This window comes from Brotaphodocola sp., from assembly GCF_050873365.1.
Lineage (GTDB): Bacteria > Bacillota > Clostridia > Lachnospirales > Lachnospiraceae > Brotaphodocola.
Genome location: NZ_JBNMIQ010000009.1, coordinates 20,799 through 44,803, shown reverse-complemented (window position 1 = coordinate 44,803; position 24,005 = coordinate 20,799). Strand labels below are relative to the sequence as shown.

The window sequence follows — 24,005 nt, the reverse complement described above, 5'->3', positions numbered from 1 at the left end:
CAAAACAGAGTACAAATCAGAATACAAATTAGGACGATGTGAATCAGCATGTGAGATTGAGATGTGCAGAAAACGAAAAAAATCTCAGATGATTGTGGATAAAGAAACGCGCGGAGGATTGTGGAAATCTTCCGCGCGTTTCTTATGTGGAAAAATACTGTCCCAAAGACATGTGGATGATTCAAGTCGACTTTTTCGGAGACTTGGTTATATTACTGCTCCATCTTCTTCAGAATACTCTCAGCCACGCTGAGTCCGTTTGCAGATGCCTGCTGAAGACCTCTCGTCACGGATGCACCGTCACCGACTGCGCGCAGACCGGAGATGCTTGTCTCGAAGTCCTTGTTTACGACAACTTTGTTGGAGTAGAATTTTACCTCAACACCGTAGAGCAGAGTCTCATCACTTGCGATACCCGGCGTTACCTTGTCGAGTGCGATCAGCATCTCGCTGATATCCTTCATGATGCGGTAAGGCAGAACGAGGGACAGATCGCCCGGAACGGCATCCTTTAAGGTCGGGATCAGGTTGTTTCTGCACAGACGCTCCTCTGTGGTACGACGACCTCTCTGGAAATCACCGAAGGTCTGAACCATGATGCGACCACCGCAGAGCATGTTGGAGAGCTGGGCGATGTGCTTGCCGTACTCGATCGGCTCGTTGAACGGACGGGTGAAGTTCTTGCTCACGAGAAGTGCGAAGTTCGTGTTGGTTGTCTTGTACTCCTGAGACTTGTAAGCGTGACCGTTTACAACGGCAAGACCGTTCTCATAATACTCCGTTGCAACCTCACCGGACGGGTTGGTACAGAAGGTACGAACTTTATCATCGAAGGTTGGGGTGTAGTAAACGAGCTTTGCCTCATAGAGGTTTTTATTCAGGAACTCCATAACCTCATCGCGAACCTCAACACGGACACCGATGTCGACAGTTCCGACCTGAGTCTCGATGTCATGCTCTCCGCAGACGTGGGAGAACCAGTCAGAGCCCTCTCGACCGATTGCGGAAACGATTTCCGGCGCATAGTAAGTCTCGCCCTTGTCGGTGATGACGCCCTTTGCGACGTTGTCCTCGATGATGATGTTCTCAACCATCGTGTTGAACTCCATAATGACACCCTGAGCGAGCAGATGCTCCTGAAGACGGGTATAAATCTTGTATCCTTCCTCGGTTCCGAGATGACGGATCGGGCACTCGATCAGCTTTAAGTTTGCGCCGATTGCCTTACGGCGGATCTCCTCGATCTCTCTCTGCTTGTCGACACCGTATACGCTGGTATCTGCGCCGAATTTCAGATAAATATCATCGGATTCCTTGATGAGTTGCACTGCACGGTCATAACCGAGAATCTCCGGAAGATTTCCGCCGACATCCGGGGAGAGGGACAGTTTTCCATCGGAGAATGCGCCCGCACCTGCAAATCCGGTCGTGATGGAGCACGGCTTACAGCCGACACATACACCAGTCGTTCTCTTCGGACATACACGCTTTTCGATCGGACGACCTTTCTCGATCATGAGAATTTTCATATCCGGTTTCTTCTCAATCAGTTTGTAAGCACAGAAGATACCGGACGGACCTGCTCCGATGATGATGACATCATAATTTTTCTGATTCTGACTCATGTACAAAACTCCTTTTCTTTAAACAAAAATGGTAATAAATAACCGCAATTCTGCATCGTTGATGTTGTTGATGCTGTCAGAAAGGCGCACAAAAAACCAGCATACGCAAAACAGAAGCCTGTAGGCAACTGTTTCGGCAGCTGGTAGAAACGTTCAACCCTATCGTGGTTATCGTTCATGCATCGCATAAACTCGAACCTATCTTGAACCTATACACGCATTTTGACGTTAATAGGCTATCACAAAATGCGAAATTTCGCAAGTAAAAAAGTGTCCTGTATTTCCATTAGAACAAGCGAGGGTTATCCTTTTTTCTTTGCGGATGTTGCCTCCATATCAGCCGGCAGAACCAGGTTCAGAATGACGGATACGAGGAAGACAACAGCAACACAGTTTTCTGCAAACACGGTGCGGATGATCTGCGGGAAGATCTCGAAGAGCTCCGGTGCCTGAGTAAATCCGATTCCGACACTCAGAGAAACCGAGGCGATCGTGATGTTTCTCTGGCTGTAACCGCAACGGCTCATCATCTGGATTCCACTCATGACGATCATTCCGAACATCATGATCGTGCAACCGCCGAGAACCGCATCCGGGAGCGTTGCAAGAAGTGCGCCGACAGCCGGGAAGACACCGGCAATGATCATGATGATGGCACCCGTTGCAATCGCATAGCGGTTTACGACTTTTGTCATTGCGACAAGACCGATGTTCTGGCTGAAGGAGGTGATCGGAAGGCATCCGAACAGCGCGGAGAGCGAGCTTACAAAGCCGTCGCAGGTGATTGAGCCTGTCGTCTCTTTCTCAGAAGCATTTCGGTCAAGTGCGGAGGATGCGAGTGCGGAGGTGTCACCGATCGTCTCCGTCGCAGAGACGAGGAAGATCAGCGTGACCGCGATGATCGCATTGATATCAAATTCCGGCTTGAACGGAAGGAAGCTCGGGAGAGCGACCACAGAGACACCATGCAGAGCAGAGAAATCCACCATTCCCATACAGATTGCGAGGATATATCCGACAATCAGTCCAAAGAGGACAGAAAGCTGTTTGAAATACGATTTCGCAAAAATGTGAAACAGCAGACAGCAGATCAGAGTCACCGTTCCGAGAATCCAGTTGGCCGGTGCGCCGAAGTTCTCACTTCCGCTACCGACTCCAAATGAGGCAGCACCGACAGACAACAGGGAAAATCCGATCGAAGTTACAACGCTCGCGGAGACGATCGGAGTGATCAGCTTCATCCAGTACTTTGCAAAAAGTCCGAGGACACCCTCGATCAGTCCGCCGATAAGAACGGCACCGACAATAGCGGGGTAACCGTAGGCAGGACCAACATAGCAGAATACAGAGACGAAGGTAAAACTGATTCCCATCACAATCGGAAGTCCAGAACCGATCTTCCAAATTGGGAAGAGCTGAATCAGCGTTCCGATACCGGCGATGATCATTGCACACTGGATCAACATCGCACTGTGGGAGGCATCAAGTCCGCAGGCTCCGGTGACAATGATGATCGGCGCGATGTTTGCGACGAACATTGCCAAAATGTGCTGGAGACCAAACGGAACTGCCTGCGCGAGCGGGACGTGACCGTCAAGTGTGTAAATGTTCTGAACGGAGGACTCTGTCGATTTCATTGTTTATGCCTCCTGCGGACGGAAGATGATCTCACCCGTCTCGTCGTTCATGCCGTCCACGATTGCGAGGGACTCGAGGTGGTATCCAAGGTTGCGGATCATGCGACCGCCCGGCTGGAAGCCCTTCTCGATTGCGATACCGATGCCCTCAACGGATGCGCCGGACTCAGCCACGATGGAGAGGAGTCCCTGAAGCGCACAGCCATTTGCAAGGAAGTCGTCGATGATCAGGACGTGATCCTCCGGACTCAGTACCTTCTTGGAAACGATGATCTGATTCTTGCACTTGTGGGTGAAGGACTCTACCTCAGCGACATACATCTCACCGTCAAGATTGATGCTCTTGGATTTCTTTGCAAATACAACCGGAACATGGAAGTGACGTGCAACCAGGCAGGCAATGCCGATGCCGGAAGCCTCGATTGTCAGGATTTTAGTGATCGGAGCGTCACCAAAACGTTTCTTGAACTCAGCACCCATCTGATCGATCAGCTCAATATCCATCTGATGATTCAGGAAGGTATCTACCTTCAGTACGTTACCCGGTTTTACAACTCCGTCTTTTACAATGCGTTCTTCCAGAAAATTCATTCTCTTTCCCTCTCCTATGTTTATTAAAATTAAAAAAGTTTGCACGTTACTGTTTACGCATTGCGCAAACAGTAACGGATTTTGCCGATGCTTCGCATTCCAAATCGGCAAAATCTGCTGCCACCACTGTATCATACGGCATTTTCAGTTCAGAAAATGCCTACCCGTGTACAGTGACAAGTTTGCACAGCAAAATTGCTGTGTAAATGGTTACAAACATTGTACTACAAACAAGAAAAAATGAAAATGAGACATTTAGCCATTTTTTTTGAAAATCTGTATCACTTTATAAGGGGATTTTCATAACAGAAAATCCCCTCATCTAATTTAAGAAAAAACTTAATTACCGTAACGAAACTTACAGCTTTGGCCAGCATTTAGGCAGTTTCGGATTTTCCACACGGACCGGCTCAGGGTAAGTCTCTCCGAAAAGCTCGACCTCAACGGTTTCAATCACCTGAGGTTCTACCGGTTTGTTGACCTCAACTCCCGGAATCGGAAAATCGACTGGAACGGTCTTCACGCCCGCAATGCGCTTGATTTCGTCCATTCCGGATACGACATGTCCAAATACCGGGTAGGTTCCCTTGTGATCCGGACAGTCGCGAAGCGGGAAGAAGAACTCACAGCTTGCAAGTCCTGCTTCTCCATATCCGCCCATGCAGACACAGCCCGGGTGGGAGTCGAGTGGAGTGATCTCCGGATGAAGTTCAAATTCATTCGGAATCAGATATTGAAGTTCTTTCTTTCCAAATGCCGTATAGCTGACATCGATCCAGTTCCCCGGGACGATGCGCTCAATCGCATGGTGGTCAAGATAGCCATTGCAGGCACCAAAGAGAAAGCTGTTTACGGTGTTCGGTGCGGACTCGGGAAGAAGTTCAATCACGATGTCGGCACCGTTTGCCATATGAAGTGTGACAATCGGATGTTTCATGCCAGATCTGTATCCTCCTGTTTTTTGCAATTATTCGTAACTGTTCAGTACCTTCACAGTCACGAGCAAAAATCCATTAAAAATTGTCTTCGACAATGGGATTTTTGCTTGCCAGCTCATATTTTTGTACGGTCAGCGCAGTAAATGCGCAGACCTACTGAACAGTTACAATTATTCAATGATCTCAAGCTGTTTCGGGTAGTGGTTGAGCACTTCGACGCCATCCTCAGTCACGAGAACAAGGTCCTCAACGCGCACACCCGTATCCTTTGGCAGATAGATACCCGGCTCGATCGAGAAGATCATGCCCGGCTTTGCCTCCCACATGTTTGTCGAGGAGACATCTCCGAATTCATGCTCGGACAGACCGATAAAGTGACCGAGACGATGGGTAAAATATTCGCCCCAACCGGCGTCGCTGATCAGACCTCTTGCAGTATCATCAAACACATGGAGCGGAATACCCGGGCGAATCTTGGAGATTGCAGTCTCATTTGCCATGCGAACGGTATCATAGACTTTGCGGTGCTCTTCACTTACCGTCTTAAAGTAAAAGGTACGGGTCATATCGGAGCAGTAGCCGTCCTTGATGCATCCGACGTCGAACAATACGCAGTCGCCAGCCTTGACAGCCGTATCATCCGGGGAATGATGTGGGTCAGCAGCATTTGCACCGAAAGCGACGAGTGGCGGGAATGAATAACCATCAGCGCCGAGATCAAGATAAATCTGAAGCATCTGATCTGCGACCTCTTTCTCGGTCACGCCTTCATGAATCAGCGTCTTGAACTGAGCCATCGCCTTGTCGTTGATGTCAGAAGCAACACGCATCTTTTCCTGCTCCTCCTCATCCTTAACTCCGCGGGTCGTGTCGACAGCGAGAGAACCGTTGATGAAAGCAGAAGCAGAGTGCATCTCCATCAGCGGAAGCAGGAAACGAGCCTTTAACTCCTTGTCCACTGCAAGAGGAGCATCCTTGTCGAGATATTTTGCGACGATCTCCATAACCGGATCTGTGTCAGAATACCATACTTTCTCAATTCCAACATCCTCCGGAACGTGGAAAAGACGATTCAGGAAATAAACGTGATGACCGTCGGCGCGAAGCAGAAGACCGTAGAAACGTTCAAATGGAGCCATAGAGACACCAGTCAGATAGCAGATAGACATCGGATCAACGATCAGCATCTGCTCCGCCCCCTGCTCTTTCAATGCAGTGAGAATTCGATTTGCTCTTGATTCATTCATGATAAATAACGTCCTTTCTAAATTCTATTTGTAATTCATTATATATATCCTCTCTCTTAGTAAGAGCGAACCTACATAAGAATTTTTATCTAAGGAGATTATAGTACGGATTAATCCGGGAAAAAAGATCCCAGATGCACAAAAAATCCCGGTTGCGGGATTTCATAAAAATATATTTTATAAAGTTTTGCGGAAATCACATTTATATACTAAACATTTGGAATTCCCAAGTAATTATATGCGCTACGAGCGTCGACTTGAAACTTTTATAAGAAAAGTCATTTATATCTAGGCGACGAAGGCGAAAAAGTCACTGCAAACCCGTGCGAAACGTCGGTGTTTAGGTCGCGTATTTTGCGACCTTATGCACCGCTACGTTGAACCCGGAGCGAGAGCGAGTTTGCAGGACTTATTTTGCCGGAGTCGCCCAGAGAAAAAATTAAAAATCTAAAATCTGAAATTTAAGATCTAAGGTTTAACGTCTAAGGTTTAACGTCTAAAATCTAAGCTCTCCCAAATTTCGGAAATCACCTAGAAACCAAAAACTGAAACTGCCACCTTAAAACATCCAAAACCTCAGCCCTTAGAACTGCGTCCTCAGCTTCGGATCAAGCAGATCCCTAAGTCCATCCCCGATGAAGTTCGCGCCGACCGCCATCGTGAAGATCGCAAGTCCCGGAAATCCTGCGACCCAGAACTTATTGAAGTAATCCACACCGTCGGAAACCATCATGCCCCACTCCGGGGTTGGCGGTGCAGATCCAAGTCCGAGGAAGCTCAGCGTCGAGAACATCAGGATCTTATTTCCGATATCGGTCGTCGCCATAATCAGCACGGAGCTGACACTGTTCGGGATGATGTCGAACATCAAAATGCGGAGTTTGGAAGCTCCGAGTGCCTCGGAAGCAGTGACATACTCGTTTTCCTTGACGCTCAGCACGACGCTTCGCATCAGGCGCGCGTAAGTCGGCCATGAGACGATAACGAGCGCAAACATCGTATTGAACAGATTAGATCCCATCACGGCGTTGATGATCATTGCGAGGATCAGCGACGGGAAGGAGAGGATCATCTCCGAAAAACGCATCATCACGTTGTCGATCCATCCGCCGACATATCCGGCGAGAGCTCCGTAGAGCGTTCCGATCACGCCTGCGATCGTGACGGAGAGGCATCCTGCGAGCAGAGAGTAGCGTCCGCCGTAGATCACACGGCTGAAGATGTCACGTCCAAAGTTGTCCGTTCCAAACCAGTGGAGGGCGGACGGCGCTTTCAGACGCATCGTCAGATCCTGGGCAATCGGATCATACGGAGCGATAACCGGAGCAAGGATGGCAGCCAGAATCCATCCGAGACAGATGAGAATTCCCAGGGTAAAAAGATAGTTGGATTTCAAAAGTTTTTTCAGGGAATGAATCATTAGTTGCACCTCACTCTCGGATCGATGATTCCGTACAGGATATCGACTACCGTGTTGATAATCATGTAGTTGAGCGCAATTAGCAGAGCGACTCCGATGATTGCAGGATAGTCAGCCGCCATGACAGATTCGTAGGCGAACTGTCCGACGCCCGGCCATTTGAAGATCGTCTCGACGAGAACCATACCACCGAGCAGGTTGCCGAGTCCCAGACCGATGACGGTCATAACCGGGATCAGCGCATTGCCGAGTGCATGGTGGATAATCAGTGCCATACCGCTAAGACCCTTCGCTTTTGCAGTTCGGATATAGTCGGTAGACAGAGTGTCGAGCAAGTTCGATCTCGTGGTTCTTGTGATCAGTCCCATCGTGAAAGCGGCGAGCACGATGCTCGGCAGAATCAGATGACGGACTGCGTCGAGCGCTTTTGCCGTGTCACCCTCGATCAGACTGTCGATGACGTACATGCCGGTCACGGTTGCCGGGGCGGAAAACGAATTGCTGAGTCGTCCCGGTCCCGGAAAGATCTTCATCTTATAATAGAAGAAATAGAGCATCAGCAGTGCAAACCAGAATGCCGGAATGCTGACGCCGGTGACGGAGATGGCTCTCACAATCTGATCGAGAATGCTGTTTCGGCGAATGGCAGAGATGATGCCAAACAGGATGCCGAACAGGGACGCGATCACAATGGAGAAAAGAGCCAGCTCCAGAGTTGCCGGATAGCACCGCGCGAGGTCGTCAAGGACCGGGCGGTTGGTGCGGATGGACGTTCCAAGGTCAAAATGCAGTAGGTCACGAATGTAGTAGAAATACTGCACAATGAGTGGCTGGTCCAGACCGTGTTTTATGCGGTAGGCAGACACGATCTCCGGATCATTTAAGGCTCTCTGGCTCAAGTTCGCAACAACCGGATCACCCGGGATCATCTTTGTGAGGATGAAGACGAGGGTGGCAACTCCGAAAAGCATGACGGCCAGATAAACCACACGTTTTCCAATAAATTTCAGCTCTCCCATTTAGTACCTCTCTTTTGAATCTTGTGATGCAATCGTAAAAAACTTCCTAATTATTTTACATTATTATTTTACGTTATTATTTTACATTGATTTCCGTCAGGTCGATCGTGTAGGAATCGAAGATGTCTACATTTGCCAGACGACTTGAGTGTGCAATGTGTGCCGGAGCCTGTGCGATGACGATGAACGGACCATCCTCGTACATAGCATCCTGAATGTTCTCAAGAACCTGGGTTCTTGCATCGTTGTCAGTAGCAGCCATTGCCTCGGTGTACATGCCGGCAAGCTCCGGATCGATCTCAGCAGTCCAGCCAGCGCGCTTTCCAACGGTTCCACCCGGCAGGAACTCGAGCTGTACGTTCGGATCGCTGTAATCAACGCCCCAGTACATCACAGTGAAGCCGAGGGTGCCATTGCGGTAAGCATCGCCGTAGCCGGCAGCCCATGCCTCGGTCACGATGTTGACGTCAATGCCGATCTGAGACAGGTCATCCTTTACCTTCTGTGCAAGGTCGGTCAGCTGGATTCCTTCCATATCCAGATCAGATACGGTCATATCTACGCTGAAGCCATCCGGATATCCAGCGTCAGCGAGGAGCTGTTTTGCCTCCTCAATGTTCGTGTAGTCGTCCGGACGATCGCCCTTGCTTCCCATGAAGCCGTCCTGAATGATGGAGTAAGGAGTCACGGTTCCCTCACCACAGATCATGCGGATGCCGGAGTAGTCGAGAGCCTTGCGGATTGCCTTCTGCACGTTCGGATCAGATACCGGACCGCCGTACTGTTCATCCATGTTCATCATCACGAAGCCGATCATTTTGGTCAGACCGTCGGTGATCTCCACGTTCTCAGAACCTTTGAGCTCCTCAAGCGTGTCATCGGTCAGGTTCAGTGCGATGTCGATATCTCCGCTGGAGAGCGTCATCATCTGGGTGTTTGCATCTGGCTGGATCTTTAAGATGTACTTGTCAACGTTTGCTGAAGTGCCCCAGTAGTTCGGGTTTTTCTCAAGCACAACCTCCTCGTCCGGGGTGTAGCTCGTCAGGATGTACATACCGCTTCCTGCGCTTGCGCTATCGAGGAAGCTCTGTGCGGTATCGGTGGAGGCAGCATCCTCCGCGTCGGTTCCGCCATTCTCCTTGACTACTGCGCTGTCAAGAATAGCTAAGGAGCTGTAAGTCAGCTTGGAAAGAATTGCACTGTCCGGCTCGGTTAAGTGGAAGACAACGGTGGAGTCATCCGGAGTCTCAATGCTGTCGATCGTGTCGCAGATGAAGGACGGGTTGCCCTTTAAGTTCTTGGTACGATTAATGCTGAATGCGACATCGGCGGAAGTCATCGTGTTGCCACTTGCAAAGACGATGCCGTCCTTTAATTTTACAGTCAGGGTCAGACCATCGTCGGAGAACTCGTAGCTGTCTGCAAGAGCCGGCTGAGGAGTTCCGTCGTTCTCATAGAATTTGAACAGGTTCTCATAGCACGCGTTGACGATCAGCTGAGGATACTTCTCGTATACATATCCCGGATCGAGGGTGGAGAAACCAGCGCCCATTGCGACGATGACGGTGTTGTCACCGGTGGAAGCCTGAGACTCGGAAGCGGAATCGGAAGATCCGGTCGGAGTCGTCTCGGTGGTGGACTTACCGCCACCACATGCTGTGCAACCTACTGCGGTTGCCATAGCCAGTGCCAGAGCCATGAATTTTTTCTTTTTCATAATTGTGACCTCCTCTTTTTTCCTAGTTTGCAACGGTTCCGTATCGACAAGTTCAAATTCAAGTTTAAATTTAAGCTCAAATTTAAGTTCAAATTCAAGTTGCCGGTATTTTTCCGGTTGCAATGATTTTATCAGAGATGCCGGATTGCGGTTGCAGGCCGACATGATCTCTCAGTCAAAATATTCAGGGAAGTGAGTATCCCTTGCTTAATCACATGATTAGTCATGGATTTAGTTTGTTTCGTCGCAGTCTGTTCAGTCATAGAGATGACAGGCGACAAAGTGACCCGGCTCGATCTCCCGAAGTTCCGGGGTGTCGCAGGAACAGCGCTCGCACGCCTTCGGACATCTCGTGTGGAACCGGCATCCGGACGGCGGATTTGACGGGCTTGGAACCTCACCGGAGAGATGGATTCTCTCTTTCTGCTCGGAAGCGTCGACCTGTGGGATCGCGGAGAGAAGCGCCTCGGTGTAAGGATGATAGCGTTTCTCATAGAGCTGGTCGTAGGTGGCGATCTCCACCATCTTTCCCAAGTACATCACGCCGACGCGGTCGCTGACCTGATAGACGACGTTCAAGTTGTGGGAGATGAAAAAGTAGGTGAGTCCGAGTCTCTTTTTCAGATCCTGAAGAAGGTTTAAAACCTGTGCCTGCACCGAGACATCGAGGGCGGAGACCGCCTCATCGCAGATGATGATCTGTGGGTTTAAGGCGAGGGCGCGGGCGATGCCGATACGCTGTTTCTGTCCACCCGACATCTCATGAGGATAACGGCTCAGATGGTAGGTGTCGAGTCCGACGAGATGAAGAAGCTCCTCAATTCTCGCGTTCACATCGATCTTTCCGGTCAGGTGATGGATCTCGAAAGGCTCCATCAGGATCTGGTGGATCGTCCGTCTCGGGTTGAGGCAAGCGGAAGGGTCCTGAAAGATGATTTGTGCCTTCTTTCTCATCTGCTTTAAATCGTTTCCCTTGAGCGAGGAGATGTCCTCCCCGTCGAGGTAGACGTGACCGTCGGTCGGATTGATCAGTCGGATCAGTGTTCTTCCGAGGGTACTCTTTCCGCATCCGGACTCTCCTACGACACCGAAGGTCTCTCCCTTGAAGATATCAAAAGAGACATCGTCGACGGCGCGAACCGTGCCGGATTTCTTGTCTTTTCCTTTGAAATATACTTTGACGTGATCGGCCCGGACAAGTACGTCTTTGGAATTTTCATGTTGTTCAGCCATTGTCAGAACCTCCTGTCGTTTCGTTCAAATTGTCGTAGCGCCAGCAACGCACCTTGCGGTTCTCTCCAGCGGAGAATACCGGAGGCTCTTCCTGCTTACAGCGCTCGGTCGCATACGGGCATCTCGGCCAGAAACTGCAACCGGAGATCCGGTCGGTCGGGTTCGGAACCATGCCCTCGATCGTGCTTAACGGATTTCTCTCCTTTGTGATCTTCGGGATCGCGCTTAAAAGTCCCTGTGTGTAAGGGTGGAGCGGATTCTCGAAAATCTCACGCACCGGAGCCTGCTCGACGATGTGACCGGTGTACATGACGATGACGGTATCGCACAGTTCGCTGACAACGCCGAGGTCGTGGGTGATGAAGACAACCGAGGTCTTCATCGTCTCATTCAAGTGGCGGATCAGATCGAGGATCTGAGCCTGAATCGTCACATCGAGAGCCGTTGTCGGCTCATCGGCGATCAGAATCTGAGGCTGACAGGCGAGTGCCATCGCGATCATGACTCTCTGGCGCATACCGCCTGACATCTGATGCGGATACTCGTAGGCGCGAACCGCCGGATTTGCAATGCCGACTGCCTGCATCATGCGGATCGCCTCGTCCATCGATTCCTTCTTCTTCATTCCGCGGTGCAGTCTGAGCGATTCCGCAATCTGCTTTCCACAGCGAAGGATCGGGTTTAACGAAGTCATCGGCTCCTGGAAGATCATCGAGATCTCGTTTCCGCGGATGCCTCTCATCTCTCTCTCTGAGAGTTTTGTGAGATCCTGACCGCGATAGAGGATCTGACCGCCGGTGATCTTTCCCGGGGGATTCGGGATCAACTGCATCATTGCGAGGGAGGAAACGCTCTTTCCGCTTCCGCTCTCTCCGACGATTCCGAGCTTCTCCCCGCGATGAAGCGTATAATTTAAGTGATCAACCGCATGTACGGTTCCAGCCATTGTCCGGAATTCCACGCACAGATCTTTGATTTCAAGTATCGTCTCTGCCTGATTCATAGTGACCTCATTTCTGTTTTGTTTCGATTTTGTTTCTATTTCTTCATGTTCAATGTTCATGCTTTTAAGCTATTCCAATTGTACGATCTCAACCCGGTTTATTTTAGTACTTTGGTGTTCAACAATTTAAAGCAGTAGAGTAAAACGGGTAAAAAAATACGAATTTATTGAATTTGTTATTTAAGTGACAGGATACCACACTTTTTCAAGGAATTCAATAAGAAGAAACGGAGTTACTGTTCAGAAGATCTTAAAAAAATAAATCCTTAAAGAAGAAAAAAAGGAAAAAAACGAATAAAAATAGAAAAAAATCAAAAAAAGGCATAAAAAGTACGTAGGATTTTGTCACATTGTTGAACGAAACGCTGGAAAATGTTATAATCAGAACATCATTGAATGGGATGTGGCTCAAAATTTGGGAAGTTAGGGAAAATGGAAAGGGGAAGAACAGATGGAAGACAATATTTTTATGGAGGATCGCAAGCCGATCACCTTTGAGGAATACTTACAGTATAATCCGAACAGCAGAGAGAATCTCGGGGAGGAGCTTCCGGTTCTCGTCTATCGTCTGCTCGAATATTCGATTCGCGATGAGCTGATTCAGACACTCGGAAAAGAGAAACAGGTCGAGATTTTCCGAAATGCGGGACGCAAGGCAGGGGAATACTTTGCGAAGAACCTGTTGAACCTTGATCAGCCGATGGATACCTTCATCGCGGAGCTTCAGGAGAAACTCAAATCGTTCAAGATCGGTGTGCTCCGCATTGAGGATGTCGATGAGGAGAATGGAAAGATCATTTTGACGGTGTCGGAGGATGCAGATTGTTCCGGACTTCCGATTCTCGGAGAGACGGTCTGCAACTATGATGAGGGATTTATTGCGGGAATTCTTTCCCTGTACTCCGGAAAAGTATATACGGCAATCGAGATTGACTGTTGGGCGACCGGCGACCGTGTCTGCCGTTTCCGGGCTGAGATCAAAGAATAAGAAGATTGCGGGGGAATCAATCAAAGAAAGGGGGGCAGAATGGAAGAAAAAAATTGTGAGAGGCTGTTTGAATATCTGCGCGATATTCTTTACAGCCCGGATGCGTGCCCTCTGGATGTGGAGACTCTCGACCCACCTTATCAGAAACTGGGAAAGGGGCTTCGTTTCCTTGATAAGGCAGTGAGGGAGATGAAGGAGTATTCTGCGGAACTCTCGAAGGGAAATCTCTCTGTCACTTTGCCCGGAAAGGATAATTTTCTGTGTCAGAACCTCAAGAACATGCACACGAACCTGAATCATATGACTTGGCAGGCGAAACAGGTTGCAAGAGGGGATTACTCCCAGTCGGTTTCCTATCTCGGCGAATTCTCAGACGCTTTCAATAAGATGACGGCCCAGCTCAAGGAGCGTGAAATGCGTCTGAAAGAGGAGGCGCAGAAAGAGAAAGCGCATGCGAGCATGATGGAGGGATACAGTCAGCTTCTGATGGAACTGATCTGTCGAAGTGAGGAGCAGATTCTCGTCGTCGGTGTGGAGGATGGTCAGGTGTTCTACTGCAACACAAAGGATGCAAATGAAGATCCGAAGACGAATGAGATTTTCAAGCTTTGTCTTGAGATGACGAAGAAGGAAGGGGTACTCGAACAGATTCAGGAAGAGGCAGAGAAAGTTTGGGAGACGGAGGATTCCCTGCACCGAATCTTCAAGGTGACAACGGGACTCATGCACTGGCAGGGCGAGCTCGCCTATGTGCATATCATCCGTGAGGCGACCGAGGAGAGAACGAGGGAGAAGAGACTTGAGGTCGAGGCTTATCATGATCCGCTGACGGGAATTCGCAATCGCACTTACTTCGAGGAGCAGATGGAAAAACTGCTTGAGCGCAAGGAGAAGATGGTGTTCTGTTACTGCGATCTCGATCACTTAAAATATGTCAATGACCGTTATGGTCATCTTGAGGGCGACCGCTACATCCGCCGGTTTGTGGAGACGGTGAAGTCCTGTGTCCGTGAAAATGACCTGTTTGCGAGAGTAGGCGGAGATGAATTCTGTATCATTCTCAGAAAGTGTCCGAAAGAGATGGCAGAGCGAAAAATGAAGAGGATTCAGCGGGAATTTAAGGAGACCCTTGGAATTCCCTATCCTCAGAGCTTCAGTTGCGGGTTGGTGGAGATTTCCGGGAAAAACAGACCGCAGACGCTTGATGAGATCATACAGGATGCCGACTGTGCGATGTACGATCAGAAGCGGAATCACAAAGAAGAGTACGAAAAACAGCTGAATTATTCTGCGAGTGAGTGGATTGTTAATCATACCCATGAAATGCATTAGACAAATGGATTAATATCAGATAAATACATTAATTAGATAATGCATTAGATAATGTATTAGATAATGTATTAGGCAAATGCATTAGACATGCGCAAGAATTCAGGAAAAGAGGACTTATGAAGAAAGCATCAGGATGGATGATTCCTGTTTTGGTGGCAGTGGGGCTTTTGACTGCCTGCGCGCCGAGTGAGGTGTCTGCCGATGAATATGACAGGAGTCTTCCGGAACTGAAAATCGGAAGCGACCTCTACGCGCCGTATTTTTACGTCGGGGAAGACGGAAATTATACTGGGGTGGACAGAGAGATCGCTTCTGAGGCGTGCAGACGTCTTGGGTATCGCCCGGTATTTATTGAGATTGTCTGGGGAGAGCAGGATCACCTGCTTCAGAGCGGAGAGATTGACTGTATTTGGTGCAGTTTCTCGATGAATGGGCGGGAAGACCTCTATAACTGGGCAGGACCGTATCTGTACAGCCCGGAGGTCGTGGTCGTTCCGGCGGATAGTCCGATTCAGTCGCTTGAGGATTTGAGTGGAAAGACAGTCGCTGTCCAGGTTGATTCCAAGGCGGAGGAATATTTTCTCAAACAATTTGACTCATCGGGGGAGAGTGTGCGCCGTGTCTCGACGTACAGCAGACTCAACGATGCGTTTGTCGCTTTCGGAAAAGGCTATGCGGATGCAGTCGCCGGTCATGAGATGGCGTTAAGGAGATACACGACGGAGAATCCGGAGCTCTACCGCTATTTAGATATCCCGATTTTGATGGCGAGACTTGGAGTGGCATTTGACAAGAAGAATGATTCTCAGCTGATTGAGAACCTGACGCAGACGCTCAGACAGATGAATGAAGACGGAACCATTCCTCAGATTGCTCAGAAATATGGGCTGGATGCGGAATGGACTTTGGGGGTGAAAGGCCATGAACGATAATCGTCCAAAGCGATGGACGAGAACCTTAGATGCCGTTTTAGCAGGTGTCAGTATCCTGCTGTTGCTGATCTATCTTGGGGTTGTCTATAAGAATGATCGGAAGTATATCGCAGATCTGGCGGATGAGACGATCACGTTTATGGAATCTGTCTGTCAGAGATACGACAACTATGAGCTGGGAAATCAGGCGAAAACACGACAGGATCTGTTGGAAAAAGCGGAGGTGCTGACGGATTTCGTTGCGAGAGATCAGCTTGCAAATCAGGATTTTTTGACTGAGTTTGCGAGGCGGGGCGGTCTGAGCGGAGTTCTTGTGCTCGACTCTGATCAGAGCGAGATCTGTGGGGTTGACCTAGATGGAAGAGATGCCTATGCGCTCTGGAAGCCAAAGCTGGAGGGGGCAAGTCTAAAAAATATTTTCGAGTATCCAAAGAAGACATACTGCGGGACGATGATGTCTCAGGATGTCACCTACGAGATCGCATGTATGGCGGGTGGGGATGTAGCAGTTTTGTGCTACATTGAGACCAGAAAGATTAAGACAGATGTCTATGAGCCGTCTATCGACAAAATTCTGACGAACAATACCTTTCACAAAAATCCGGTCATCATCATTACAGACGGAATGCGAATTCTTGCGAGTAATGGAAAAGAGATCAAACAGAATATCCCGGTGGACAAAACCCCGATCACGAATGCTGGAGATTTAAGTCACTATGAGGGAAGACTGATCCATTTAAAGCGGGCACACAGGAGTTGGTACGGGAAGCGTGCGGTTTACGGACGCTACTATATCTATGTCTTTTACCCGGAAAAAGAGGTCTTCACAAATATGATTGCCCTCGTTCTCGCCGGAATCACGGTCTATGCGATTCTTTGCAGTTTTGTGCTTCTTCTGCGTCAGCACTCCGAGAAGGAATATTTTCGCAGGGAGAGAAAACAGCTCAATACAGTCAGGGCAATCAGCAGTATCTATGTGACGACAGCGATTTTTCATCTTCACCGGATGGAGTTTGAGGAGATTCTCTGCTCGGATCGGATGAAATCTTTTGTGGGCGAGAAGAGAGATGCGTCGGAGGTTGTGGAGATCCTGGCCGATCATGTGATCGCACCGGAATTTCGGAAAGATTATCTGGATTTCATGAATCCAAACACGATGAGAGAGCGACTGCGAGGAGTCAAAAACCGGAGTGCGATGTTTCGCGATGTCAATGGAACGTGGTATCTGTGTATCCTGATTCCTCAGCAGATTGATGAAAATGGGGAGGTTCGTGATGTTCTCGTTGCAGCGCGTAACGTCAATGATTACAAGCAGAACGAGGAGCGTTACAAGGAAGAACTCAGAAAGACCGCAAGGGATGCCGAACTTGCAAACGGAGTCAAGAGTTCATTCCTTCGCCGGATGAGCCACGATGTCCGCACTCCGGTCAACGGAATTCGCGGGATGGCGGTGATCGCAAAGCGTGTTGCCTCAGATCCGGAGCGAGTGAAAGAGTGTATGGACAAGATCATTTTCTCCTCAGATTATCTTCAGGATCTCCTCGACGATATTTTGAGGATGAGCAAGCTCGAATCGGGAGAGATTGCGTTTGAGGAGAGAACATTTAATCTGAAAAATATCCTGCGCGATATTAAGTTTTTCATGGAGGAACAGGCGGAGGAGAGAAAGGTTCATCTCACAATGAACGTCGATGAGATCACACATTCTATTGTGGTAGGAAGCCCCCTTCATGTCCGCCAGATCATCCAGAATCTCGTGTCAAATGCCGTGAAATTCAATCGCGAGGATGGCAGGGTGAATGTCAACTGTCGTGAAATCGGAAAAGTGTCCGAGGATGGCAGGGTCGAGTATGAGTTTGTGATCGAGGATACGGGAATCGGAATGACTAAGGAGTTTCAGAGTCATATGTTTGAGGTCTTTACTCAGGAGGAGAATACGGCGAGAACGACCTATTCCGGAAATGGACTCGGACTGTTGATTGCGAAGGAGCTGATTGACCGCATGGGCGGAAGCGTGGACTTTGTGAGCAAACGCGGATTTGGAACAACGTTTACCGTAAGACTTCCGATGAAAGTTGATTTCAGTCAGCAGGAGGAACGGCGGGAAGAGGAGAAGAAAGAGTTTTCGATTCGCGGAGTAAGGGTTTTGATTGCCGAGGACAACGAACTCAATATGGAGATCGCAAAGACGCTTCTTGAGGATGAGGGCGCTGTGATCACGGAGGCGCATGACGGAAAAGAAGCCGTTGAGATCTTTGTGAATCAGGAGCCGGGAAGTTTTGATGTGATTTTGATGGACATTATGATGCCGGAGATGGACGGTTTGGAGGCGAGCAGAAAGATTCGCAGTCTCGACCGGACAGATGCGCAGACAATCCCGATTTTTGCGATGACGGCAAATGCGTTTATCGATGATAAGAAGAGAAGCCGATTGGCGGGGATGAATGAGCATCTCTCAAAACCGCTTGATATGCAGGAGGTCGTGAAGATGATTCACTGCTACTGCTGTGCGGACAGATCATAAAAGTGTGCCTTTTATTTTCTGTTTCTCATGGTACTTTGAGAAAGGCGTCCGCCGGCTCTGGTTTTCCGTAGAAATACCCCTGTGCATACAGGCATCCGAGCGAGAGAAGAAAATCTGCCTGCTCTCTCGTCTCAACACCCTCCGCGATGATCTTCATGTCGAGTGTTTTGGCGAGCTGGACGATGAAGCGGATGATTTCCATCTGACGGGGGTCCTGAAGGCAGGACACGATAAATTGCCGGTCGAGTTTGAGGACATCGATCGGCATTTTTGCTACCATTGAGAGCGAGGACTCCCCGGTACCAAAGTCGTCCATCTCGATCAGAAAACCGTGGTTTCTGAGGTTTGTGAGGATCTCGAAAAGGTTTGAGGAGTCGCGGACATAGACGCGCTCGAGAATTTCAAGGCGGAGCAGGGAGGCGTCCAGGCCGTAGGTCTTGATCAGGTTGGTTAGGACATCACAGAGATTATTCTGATAGAGGTCTCCGCGGGCGACATTGACAGAGATCGGCAGGGAGCGAAGCCCCATCTCTTTTCTTGTCTTAAGGATTCGGCAGGCTTCCTCCCAGATAAACTGATCGACGTGGTAGATATCTCCCTCTTTCTCGAGAAGGGGGATAAATTTGTCGGGGGCGATGAAGCCAAGTTCTGGGTGAATCCAGCGGATCAGCGCCTCCGCGCCGACAACTTCTCCACTGCGGATGTCGACCTTTGGCTGGAGAAAGAGCTTGAACTCGCGGTTTGCGAGGGCATCCGGCACACTGTCGAGAATCCGGTGTTCGAGAAGCAGGGACTCGTGCAGAGAATGGTTGTAAAATGCGACGCGGGAGAGACTCTGAGGCTGGATCGTGTCGAGTGCGAGAAGGGCGCGATCACACATCTGCTCGATGGAGATCGAGGTATCTGCGTTCGAGTCTGAGTAGACGCCGATCTTTTCTCCGATCCGGACGGGCAGAGGGTAGGATTTGAAGAACATCGGCATTTCCTGCCCGAGCGTCTCGTAGAACTTCAGCTCTCCGGGCATCATCATATAGAAGGTGTCGGCAGATGCCCGCGCAAGAATCCCGTGATCCGCTCCGCTTAGACTCAGCAGAAACATCGCGAGGCTCTGCAAGAGCTGGTCGCCCGCCTTTCTTCCGAAGATCTCATTGACGAGTTTAAATCGCTCGATGTCGAGGACGATAATGTCAAATGTCTGTCCATTCGACTCCGCGAGACGTTTGCGTGCCTTGCGGTAGAAGGAGGAGAGGCAGTAGAGATTTGTCAGGTCATCATGCTCGAGCAGGGCGATCGTCGTGTTGGCATCCCGAATCTCATCGAGCACCTGTTTGAGCTGTTGGTTGCTTCTCATCAGGGCGCGCTGGGAGTTGATCAGCTGATTGTTCATCTGCTGGATCTGAAAATACTCATCTTGATAGGGCAGTTGGAGATTCTCCTCCGCCCACGAGAGCGTCTCAGAAAAGAGGTCTGCAAATTTTTTGTAATCCTTCTCATCTCTCACATGGGCGAGGATGACAAGAAAATATTTGGAGTAATTGCAGATGATCGCCGGGATCTCTTTGGGTACACCAAGAAAGCGCAGAGAGACCATGAGTTGTTTCTGCGCGTCGAGATCTTCGTTGTCTGTCAGGCTGAGTGGGTTTTCGAGAAGCTCAGTCAGCCTGACTTTCGGTTTGATTGGATTTGCCGGGTTGTTTTTTAGATCCGCAGAGACATGAAGGATTCTTTGGATCTCCCATTCTTTGTCACACAAAAAAATATGATAGGTCATGATGTAAGTGATGAGTCTCCGTCAAAACAGGTATTTGCCTGAGCGAGAAGCTGTCGGGCATCTCTGGTGTAAAAGTCGATCGGCCACTGTTCCCAGAGTCGGTTGGTACTGAGAAAGGCATTGCCACCGACTGCGATTTTCTGATTCGGGAATTCCTGACGGATCGCTGTGATCAGGTTTCGGCAGTCAATCAGGTGCTGGGGCATTGTCACAGAGAGGGCGACAAGGTCCGGGTGATTGACGCGGATTGCATCGAGCATCGCGTCCTCGGGAACCGCGGCGCCGAGATAGAGGCTGTCCCCCCCGTCGTTCTCAAAGAGGTCTGCGACCATGCGTGCGCCGATCTCATGAAGTTCCGTTCCGGGGCAGGCACACAGAAGCAGGTGGTTCTTGCGCTGTTCGGAATTTGAGAACAGAATTGGGTACATCTGTGCCATCGCCATCTGGGTGACGGAGGTGCAGTAGTGCTCCTGATCCACGGTGATCTGAGCGGTGTGCCAGAGCTCTCCGACCCGGCGCATGCTCTCGGCGAGGATCTCGACGTAGATGTCGTTGATCGGAATGCCCTGCTGGGTGAATTTTTGGATCAGGTACAGAGTTTTTCTGGAATTCTTCTGAAACAGGCTGTCCATGTACTCCTGAATCTCCTTCTCGTAGGTGGAGACGGCAAACCGGGGAGCGGAAGAATTTGCAGAGCCGGAGGGACTCGCGTTCTCGGCAGTTGCCGGCTGATTTGCAACTTCGCGGATTCGGTCGGAGGCGAGATCGAGGAGTCGCACAAGATCTGCCTGCTTCTCAGGTTCGATCGTCGAGTCGATCGCTTCCCGGATCGCATCGAGATGGCGGATCACATAATCGGCAGTCTCGAGGCTTGTCTTCTGTGTGAAGATCGAATCCATCAGTTTGAAGAGCCAGACAGCGTAGTCAGTCATGATCTTGCTGTCGCCGAGGGTGTAGGCAGTGTAGAGAAAATCAATGTTGTAGCGGGTGTCGCGGTAAATGATTTTTTTGACACGCTTGCTCAGCGCGGAAAAATAATCGGGTGCCTTGTTCTGCTCACATTCCGAGGCGGTATCCACCAGATTTTGAAATTCTGTCTCATAATCCATCCATAATAAACTCATCGTTTTCCTCCTTCCGTGGTGCCCTTTTTTTGAAGTTTCGTTTTTTAACAAATTCTGAACACGATGGTTAAAAAAATTGAAAATCTGTCTTTTCAAATAGTTCTAGTATACCATAATTCTGTGGTGATTGAAATAGTTCCCGATCACAGGCAAAAATTTTCTAAATGGAAAAATTCATATGATACAAAAAATTTACATAGTACAGGTGAAACAGGAATGTAAAATACAGAAAAATCATGTGGACAAATCGGAAGCCTTTTTCTATAATAGTAAGCGATATATTTTTTCCACTACTACTATACAAATGACCAGCAACCTCCGACACTTCAGATGTAGTGCTCGGGGGACTTTTTTTCAGAGTGCGAAATGAGATTCTGAGGGAGATTTGTGAGAAAAGTCGTGATATGGTAGATAATTGCCGTGATTTGCTGAAAAAAGTGTTGTCGGAAACATAGAGAAGAGAGTAAAATAAAAGGTACAGGCAGAAAAAAGTTTCACAGAGCGTTGATTTGAACGGGATTTTAAGAGTAACATTTCAAGATGGGACTTTAAGAGTGAGACTTTGAGAATGAGACTTTGGGAATAAGACTTAATGAACGGGACTTAAATGAATGGGATTTAAATGGGATATAGAAAGATTAGGTAAGAGATAAAAGACAATTATGAAGAAAAAAACAGATCAAAAGACGATACGGATGCGGGCGCTTCTCGTGTTTGTGATTACGTTCCTGGTCGTGCTCGGAACCTCTGTCCTCCTGAATCAGAATCAGGAGAGAGGAGAGCGACTCAAGGCAATCTATACGGCAGAATCGACTGTGGGCAGGGTCGAATCCCAGTTGAATCGGTATTTGGCAGAATCCGATTTGATGAAAAAGATGATTGAATCCGGGATGGATGTGGAGAGCAATCAGTTTGATACGCTGTCTGAATTCATGCAGGATGAGCGACATGTCATTGAGGCGCATGAGATTGCCAAGGATGGAATCGTCAACCTCATCTATCCGATGGAGGGCAATGAGGCATCTATGGGTTTAAATATGTTCGAGCATCCGGAGCGAAAGCAGGAAGCCCGTCTCGCAAAGGAGAGTGGGGATTACACGATCGCCGGTCCATTTGAGCTCGTTCAGGGTGGAACCGGAGTCCTTCTGTTTGACCCGATTTACCGGGCAGATGCGCAGGGGGAGAGGCAGTTCTGGGGATTTTCGATCCTCGTTTTGAATTGGGAGCGTTTCCTTGATGAGATGGAACTGGACAAGCTCGAGGAGGCAGGCTACCATTATGAGATCTGGAAGAAGAGTGTTTCTGGCGGGGAGAAAAATATCATCGCCCAGTGTAAGGATGATGAAAAGATTCGCAAGAATGCGCTGAGTGTCGCGTGTGAGGTCCCGAATGATGTCTGGTACTTTGACATTGTGCCGGTGAATGGCTGGGTGAGCCTTGAGCAGATTGTCTCAGGAATCGTGGTTGCCTTTATTCTGGCGCTTCTTCTGATGCTCGGATGCTGGCAGTTTGAGGAGCAACGGAATAAAGATCTTCTTCATGCGGAAAAATTGGAGAAGGTGGCGGAGGAAGCCCGCTCTGCAAATGAGGCAAAGACACGTTTCCTGTTCAATATGAGCCACGACATCCGGACTCCGATGAATGCGATCATCGGATTTTCCGATCTTTTGAAACAACACATTGATGACAGGGAGAAGACCTTGGAGTATATCGACAAGATCCAGATTTCGAGTTCGTTTTTGCTCTCTCTGATCAATTATGTGCTTGAGATGGCGAGGATCGAGAGTGGAAAGGCGACGCTCAAGATGGAGTCCGGTTGTCTCCGTGATCTGGTCAATTCTCTGAATGCAGTTTTCGAGCCGAGCATTCGCAACAAGAACTTAAAGTATTCGTGCAATCTGAATGTTACCCATGAATATCTGATCTGTGACAAGACGAAACTTCGGGAGATTATTCTCAACATCCTCGGCAATGCGATCAAATACACGCCGGATGGCGGGCAGGTCACGGTGGACATCACCGAGGAGGCTTTGGAGAGAGAAGGGTATGCACAGTATCGTTTCGTCGTGAAGGACACCGGAATCGGAATGAGCGAGGAGTATCTGCCTCATATTTTTGAGGAGTTCACGAGGGAGCGGACGAGCACAGAGAGTAAAGTTTTCGGTGCAGGACTCGGACTTCCGATTGTGAAAGCGCTGACTGATCTGATGGAGGGAACGATTGAGATCGAGAGCAAGGTCGGGGAGGGAAGTACGTTTATCGTAACACTTCCGTTTCAGCTTGCCGATCAGGAGCAGATTCGGATTCTCGATCAGAGAAAGAGCGAGAAGACGGACTTGCAGGCGTCGGACTGGGGAGAGGAAAAACTTCGGGAAGATCCGAAGATGCCGGAGAAAGCGAAGAAGTCAGAAAGAACAGTCAGGAATTCCGAATTGCGCCAGGAAGAGTGCTTTCAGGGAAAACGAGTGCTTCTCGCGGAGGACAACGACCTCAATGCCGAGATTGCGGAGACGATTCTTGAGGAGAGAGGGTTTGTCGTGGAGCGCGCTGCCGATGGAGAACTCTGCGTGGAGGAGCTTCAAAAGAAGCCGGAGCGGTATTACGATGTCATTTTGATGGATATTCAGATGCCAAACATGGATGGTTATACGGCTGCTGAGGTCATCCGAAAGCTCAAAGATCCGAGACGACTGACTCCGATCGTCGCAATGACGGCGAACGCATTTGAGGAAGACCGGCGAAAGGCATTTGAGGCGGGGATGAATGCTCATATTGCCAAGCCGATCAATGTGGATGCGATGTTTGACACAATCCGGGAGATTCTCTCTGAGAGTGCAGACAGCGCAGACAAAGGAGAAGGTGAAAAGCAAGACACAGAGTCAAAATCCGACCAATAACAGATCA

Annotated in this window: 17 protein-coding genes; 5 read left to right on the top strand and 12 right to left on the bottom strand. The window is 49.2% G+C overall.

Going from position 1 to position 24,005, the window contains the following annotated elements; translation table 11 throughout:
• Positions 1-212 precede the first annotated feature (212 nt).
• The 10 genes from ACR0QT_RS06480 to ACR0QT_RS06435 form a co-directional block, all read right to left on the bottom strand.
• Complete coding sequence (locus ACR0QT_RS06480; RefSeq protein WP_177978178.1) at positions 213-1,625, bottom strand: FAD-dependent protein; 1,413 nt, start codon at positions 1,623-1,625, stop codon at positions 213-215.
• A 302-nt stretch (positions 1,626-1,927) separates the two neighbouring features.
• Positions 1,928-3,262, bottom strand: a complete 1,335-nt coding sequence (locus ACR0QT_RS06475; protein ID WP_432630020.1) for a uracil-xanthine permease family protein — start codon at positions 3,260-3,262, stop codon at positions 1,928-1,930.
• Positions 3,263-3,265: 3 nt separating this feature from the next.
• Complete coding sequence (locus ACR0QT_RS06470) at positions 3,266-3,853, bottom strand: xanthine phosphoribosyltransferase (protein WP_177978148.1); 588 nt, start codon at positions 3,851-3,853, stop codon at positions 3,266-3,268.
• Between the two features lie 358 nt (positions 3,854-4,211).
• Positions 4,212-4,790 (bottom strand): peptidylprolyl isomerase, encoded by a 579-nt coding sequence (locus tag ACR0QT_RS06465; protein WP_432630019.1) that lies wholly within the window; start codon positions 4,788-4,790, stop codon positions 4,212-4,214.
• 171 nt (positions 4,791-4,961) lie between these two features.
• Entirely contained in the window at positions 4,962-6,038 is a 1,077-nt protein-coding gene (locus tag ACR0QT_RS06460; RefSeq protein ID WP_432630018.1) for a M24 family metallopeptidase, read from the bottom strand.
• 583 nt (positions 6,039-6,621) lie between these two features.
• Entirely contained in the window at positions 6,622-7,458 is an 837-nt protein-coding gene (locus ACR0QT_RS06455) for an ABC transporter permease (RefSeq protein ID WP_432630017.1), read from the bottom strand.
• Entirely contained in the window at positions 7,458-8,477 is a 1,020-nt protein-coding gene (locus ACR0QT_RS06450) for an ABC transporter permease (protein WP_432630016.1), read from the bottom strand. Before ACR0QT_RS06450 ends, ACR0QT_RS06455 begins: the two co-directional genes overlap by 1 nt.
• 76 nt (positions 8,478-8,553) lie before the next feature.
• Complete coding sequence (locus ACR0QT_RS06445) at positions 8,554-10,194, bottom strand: ABC transporter substrate-binding protein (protein WP_432630015.1); 1,641 nt, start codon at positions 10,192-10,194, stop codon at positions 8,554-8,556.
• 255 nt (positions 10,195-10,449) lie between these two features.
• The gene (locus tag ACR0QT_RS06440) at positions 10,450-11,427 is read right to left on the bottom strand and encodes an ABC transporter ATP-binding protein (RefSeq protein WP_432630014.1); all 978 of its coding nucleotides are present in this window, start codon (positions 11,425-11,427) and stop codon (positions 10,450-10,452) included.
• Positions 11,420-12,430, bottom strand: coding sequence for an ABC transporter ATP-binding protein (locus ACR0QT_RS06435; protein WP_432630013.1), 1,011 nt, complete (start codon positions 12,428-12,430; stop codon positions 11,420-11,422). Before ACR0QT_RS06435 ends, ACR0QT_RS06440 begins: the two co-directional genes overlap by 8 nt.
• Positions 12,431-12,881: 451 nt before the next feature.
• On the opposite strand from ACR0QT_RS06435, the gene ACR0QT_RS06430 reads away from it, so the two are divergent.
• The 4 genes from ACR0QT_RS06430 (at position 12,882) to ACR0QT_RS06415 (ending at position 18,206) form a co-directional block, all read left to right on the top strand.
• Positions 12,882-13,418 (top strand): V4R domain-containing protein, encoded by a 537-nt coding sequence (locus ACR0QT_RS06430; protein ID WP_432630012.1) that lies wholly within the window; start codon positions 12,882-12,884, stop codon positions 13,416-13,418.
• A 39-nt stretch (positions 13,419-13,457) separates the two neighbouring features.
• Positions 13,458-14,750 carry a diguanylate cyclase domain-containing protein gene (locus tag ACR0QT_RS06425; protein WP_432630011.1) on the top strand — a complete coding sequence of 431 codons (1,293 nt, stop codon included), beginning with the start codon at positions 13,458-13,460 and terminating at the stop codon, positions 14,748-14,750.
• Positions 14,751-14,866: 116 nt separating this feature from the next.
• The gene (locus tag ACR0QT_RS06420; RefSeq protein WP_432630010.1) at positions 14,867-15,682 is read left to right on the top strand and encodes a substrate-binding periplasmic protein; all 816 of its coding nucleotides are present in this window, start codon (positions 14,867-14,869) and stop codon (positions 15,680-15,682) included.
• Positions 15,672-18,206: an ATP-binding protein gene (locus ACR0QT_RS06415; RefSeq protein WP_432630009.1), complete on the top strand. Its 2,535-nt coding sequence runs from the start codon at positions 15,672-15,674 to the stop codon at positions 18,204-18,206. The genes ACR0QT_RS06420 and ACR0QT_RS06415 overlap by 11 nt, the downstream gene beginning before the upstream one ends.
• A gap of 25 nt (positions 18,207-18,231) precedes the next feature.
• Here the strand turns inward: ACR0QT_RS06415 and ACR0QT_RS06410 are convergent, their stop codons facing one another.
• Entirely contained in the window at positions 18,232-19,977 is a 1,746-nt protein-coding gene (locus ACR0QT_RS06410) for a putative bifunctional diguanylate cyclase/phosphodiesterase (RefSeq protein ID WP_432630008.1), read from the bottom strand.
• A complete protein-coding gene (locus tag ACR0QT_RS06405; protein WP_432630007.1) occupies positions 19,974-21,101 on the bottom strand; it encodes a cobalamin B12-binding domain-containing protein in 1,128 nt (375 codons plus the stop codon). The genes ACR0QT_RS06410 and ACR0QT_RS06405 overlap by 4 nt, the downstream gene beginning before the upstream one ends.
• A 662-nt stretch (positions 21,102-21,763) precedes the next feature.
• Between ACR0QT_RS06405 and ACR0QT_RS06400 the strand changes: the two genes are divergently transcribed.
• On the top strand, positions 21,764-23,998 hold the full coding sequence (locus tag ACR0QT_RS06400) for an ATP-binding protein (protein ID WP_432630006.1): 2,235 nt from the start codon (positions 21,764-21,766) through the stop codon (positions 23,996-23,998).
• Positions 23,999-24,005 lie beyond the last annotated feature (7 nt).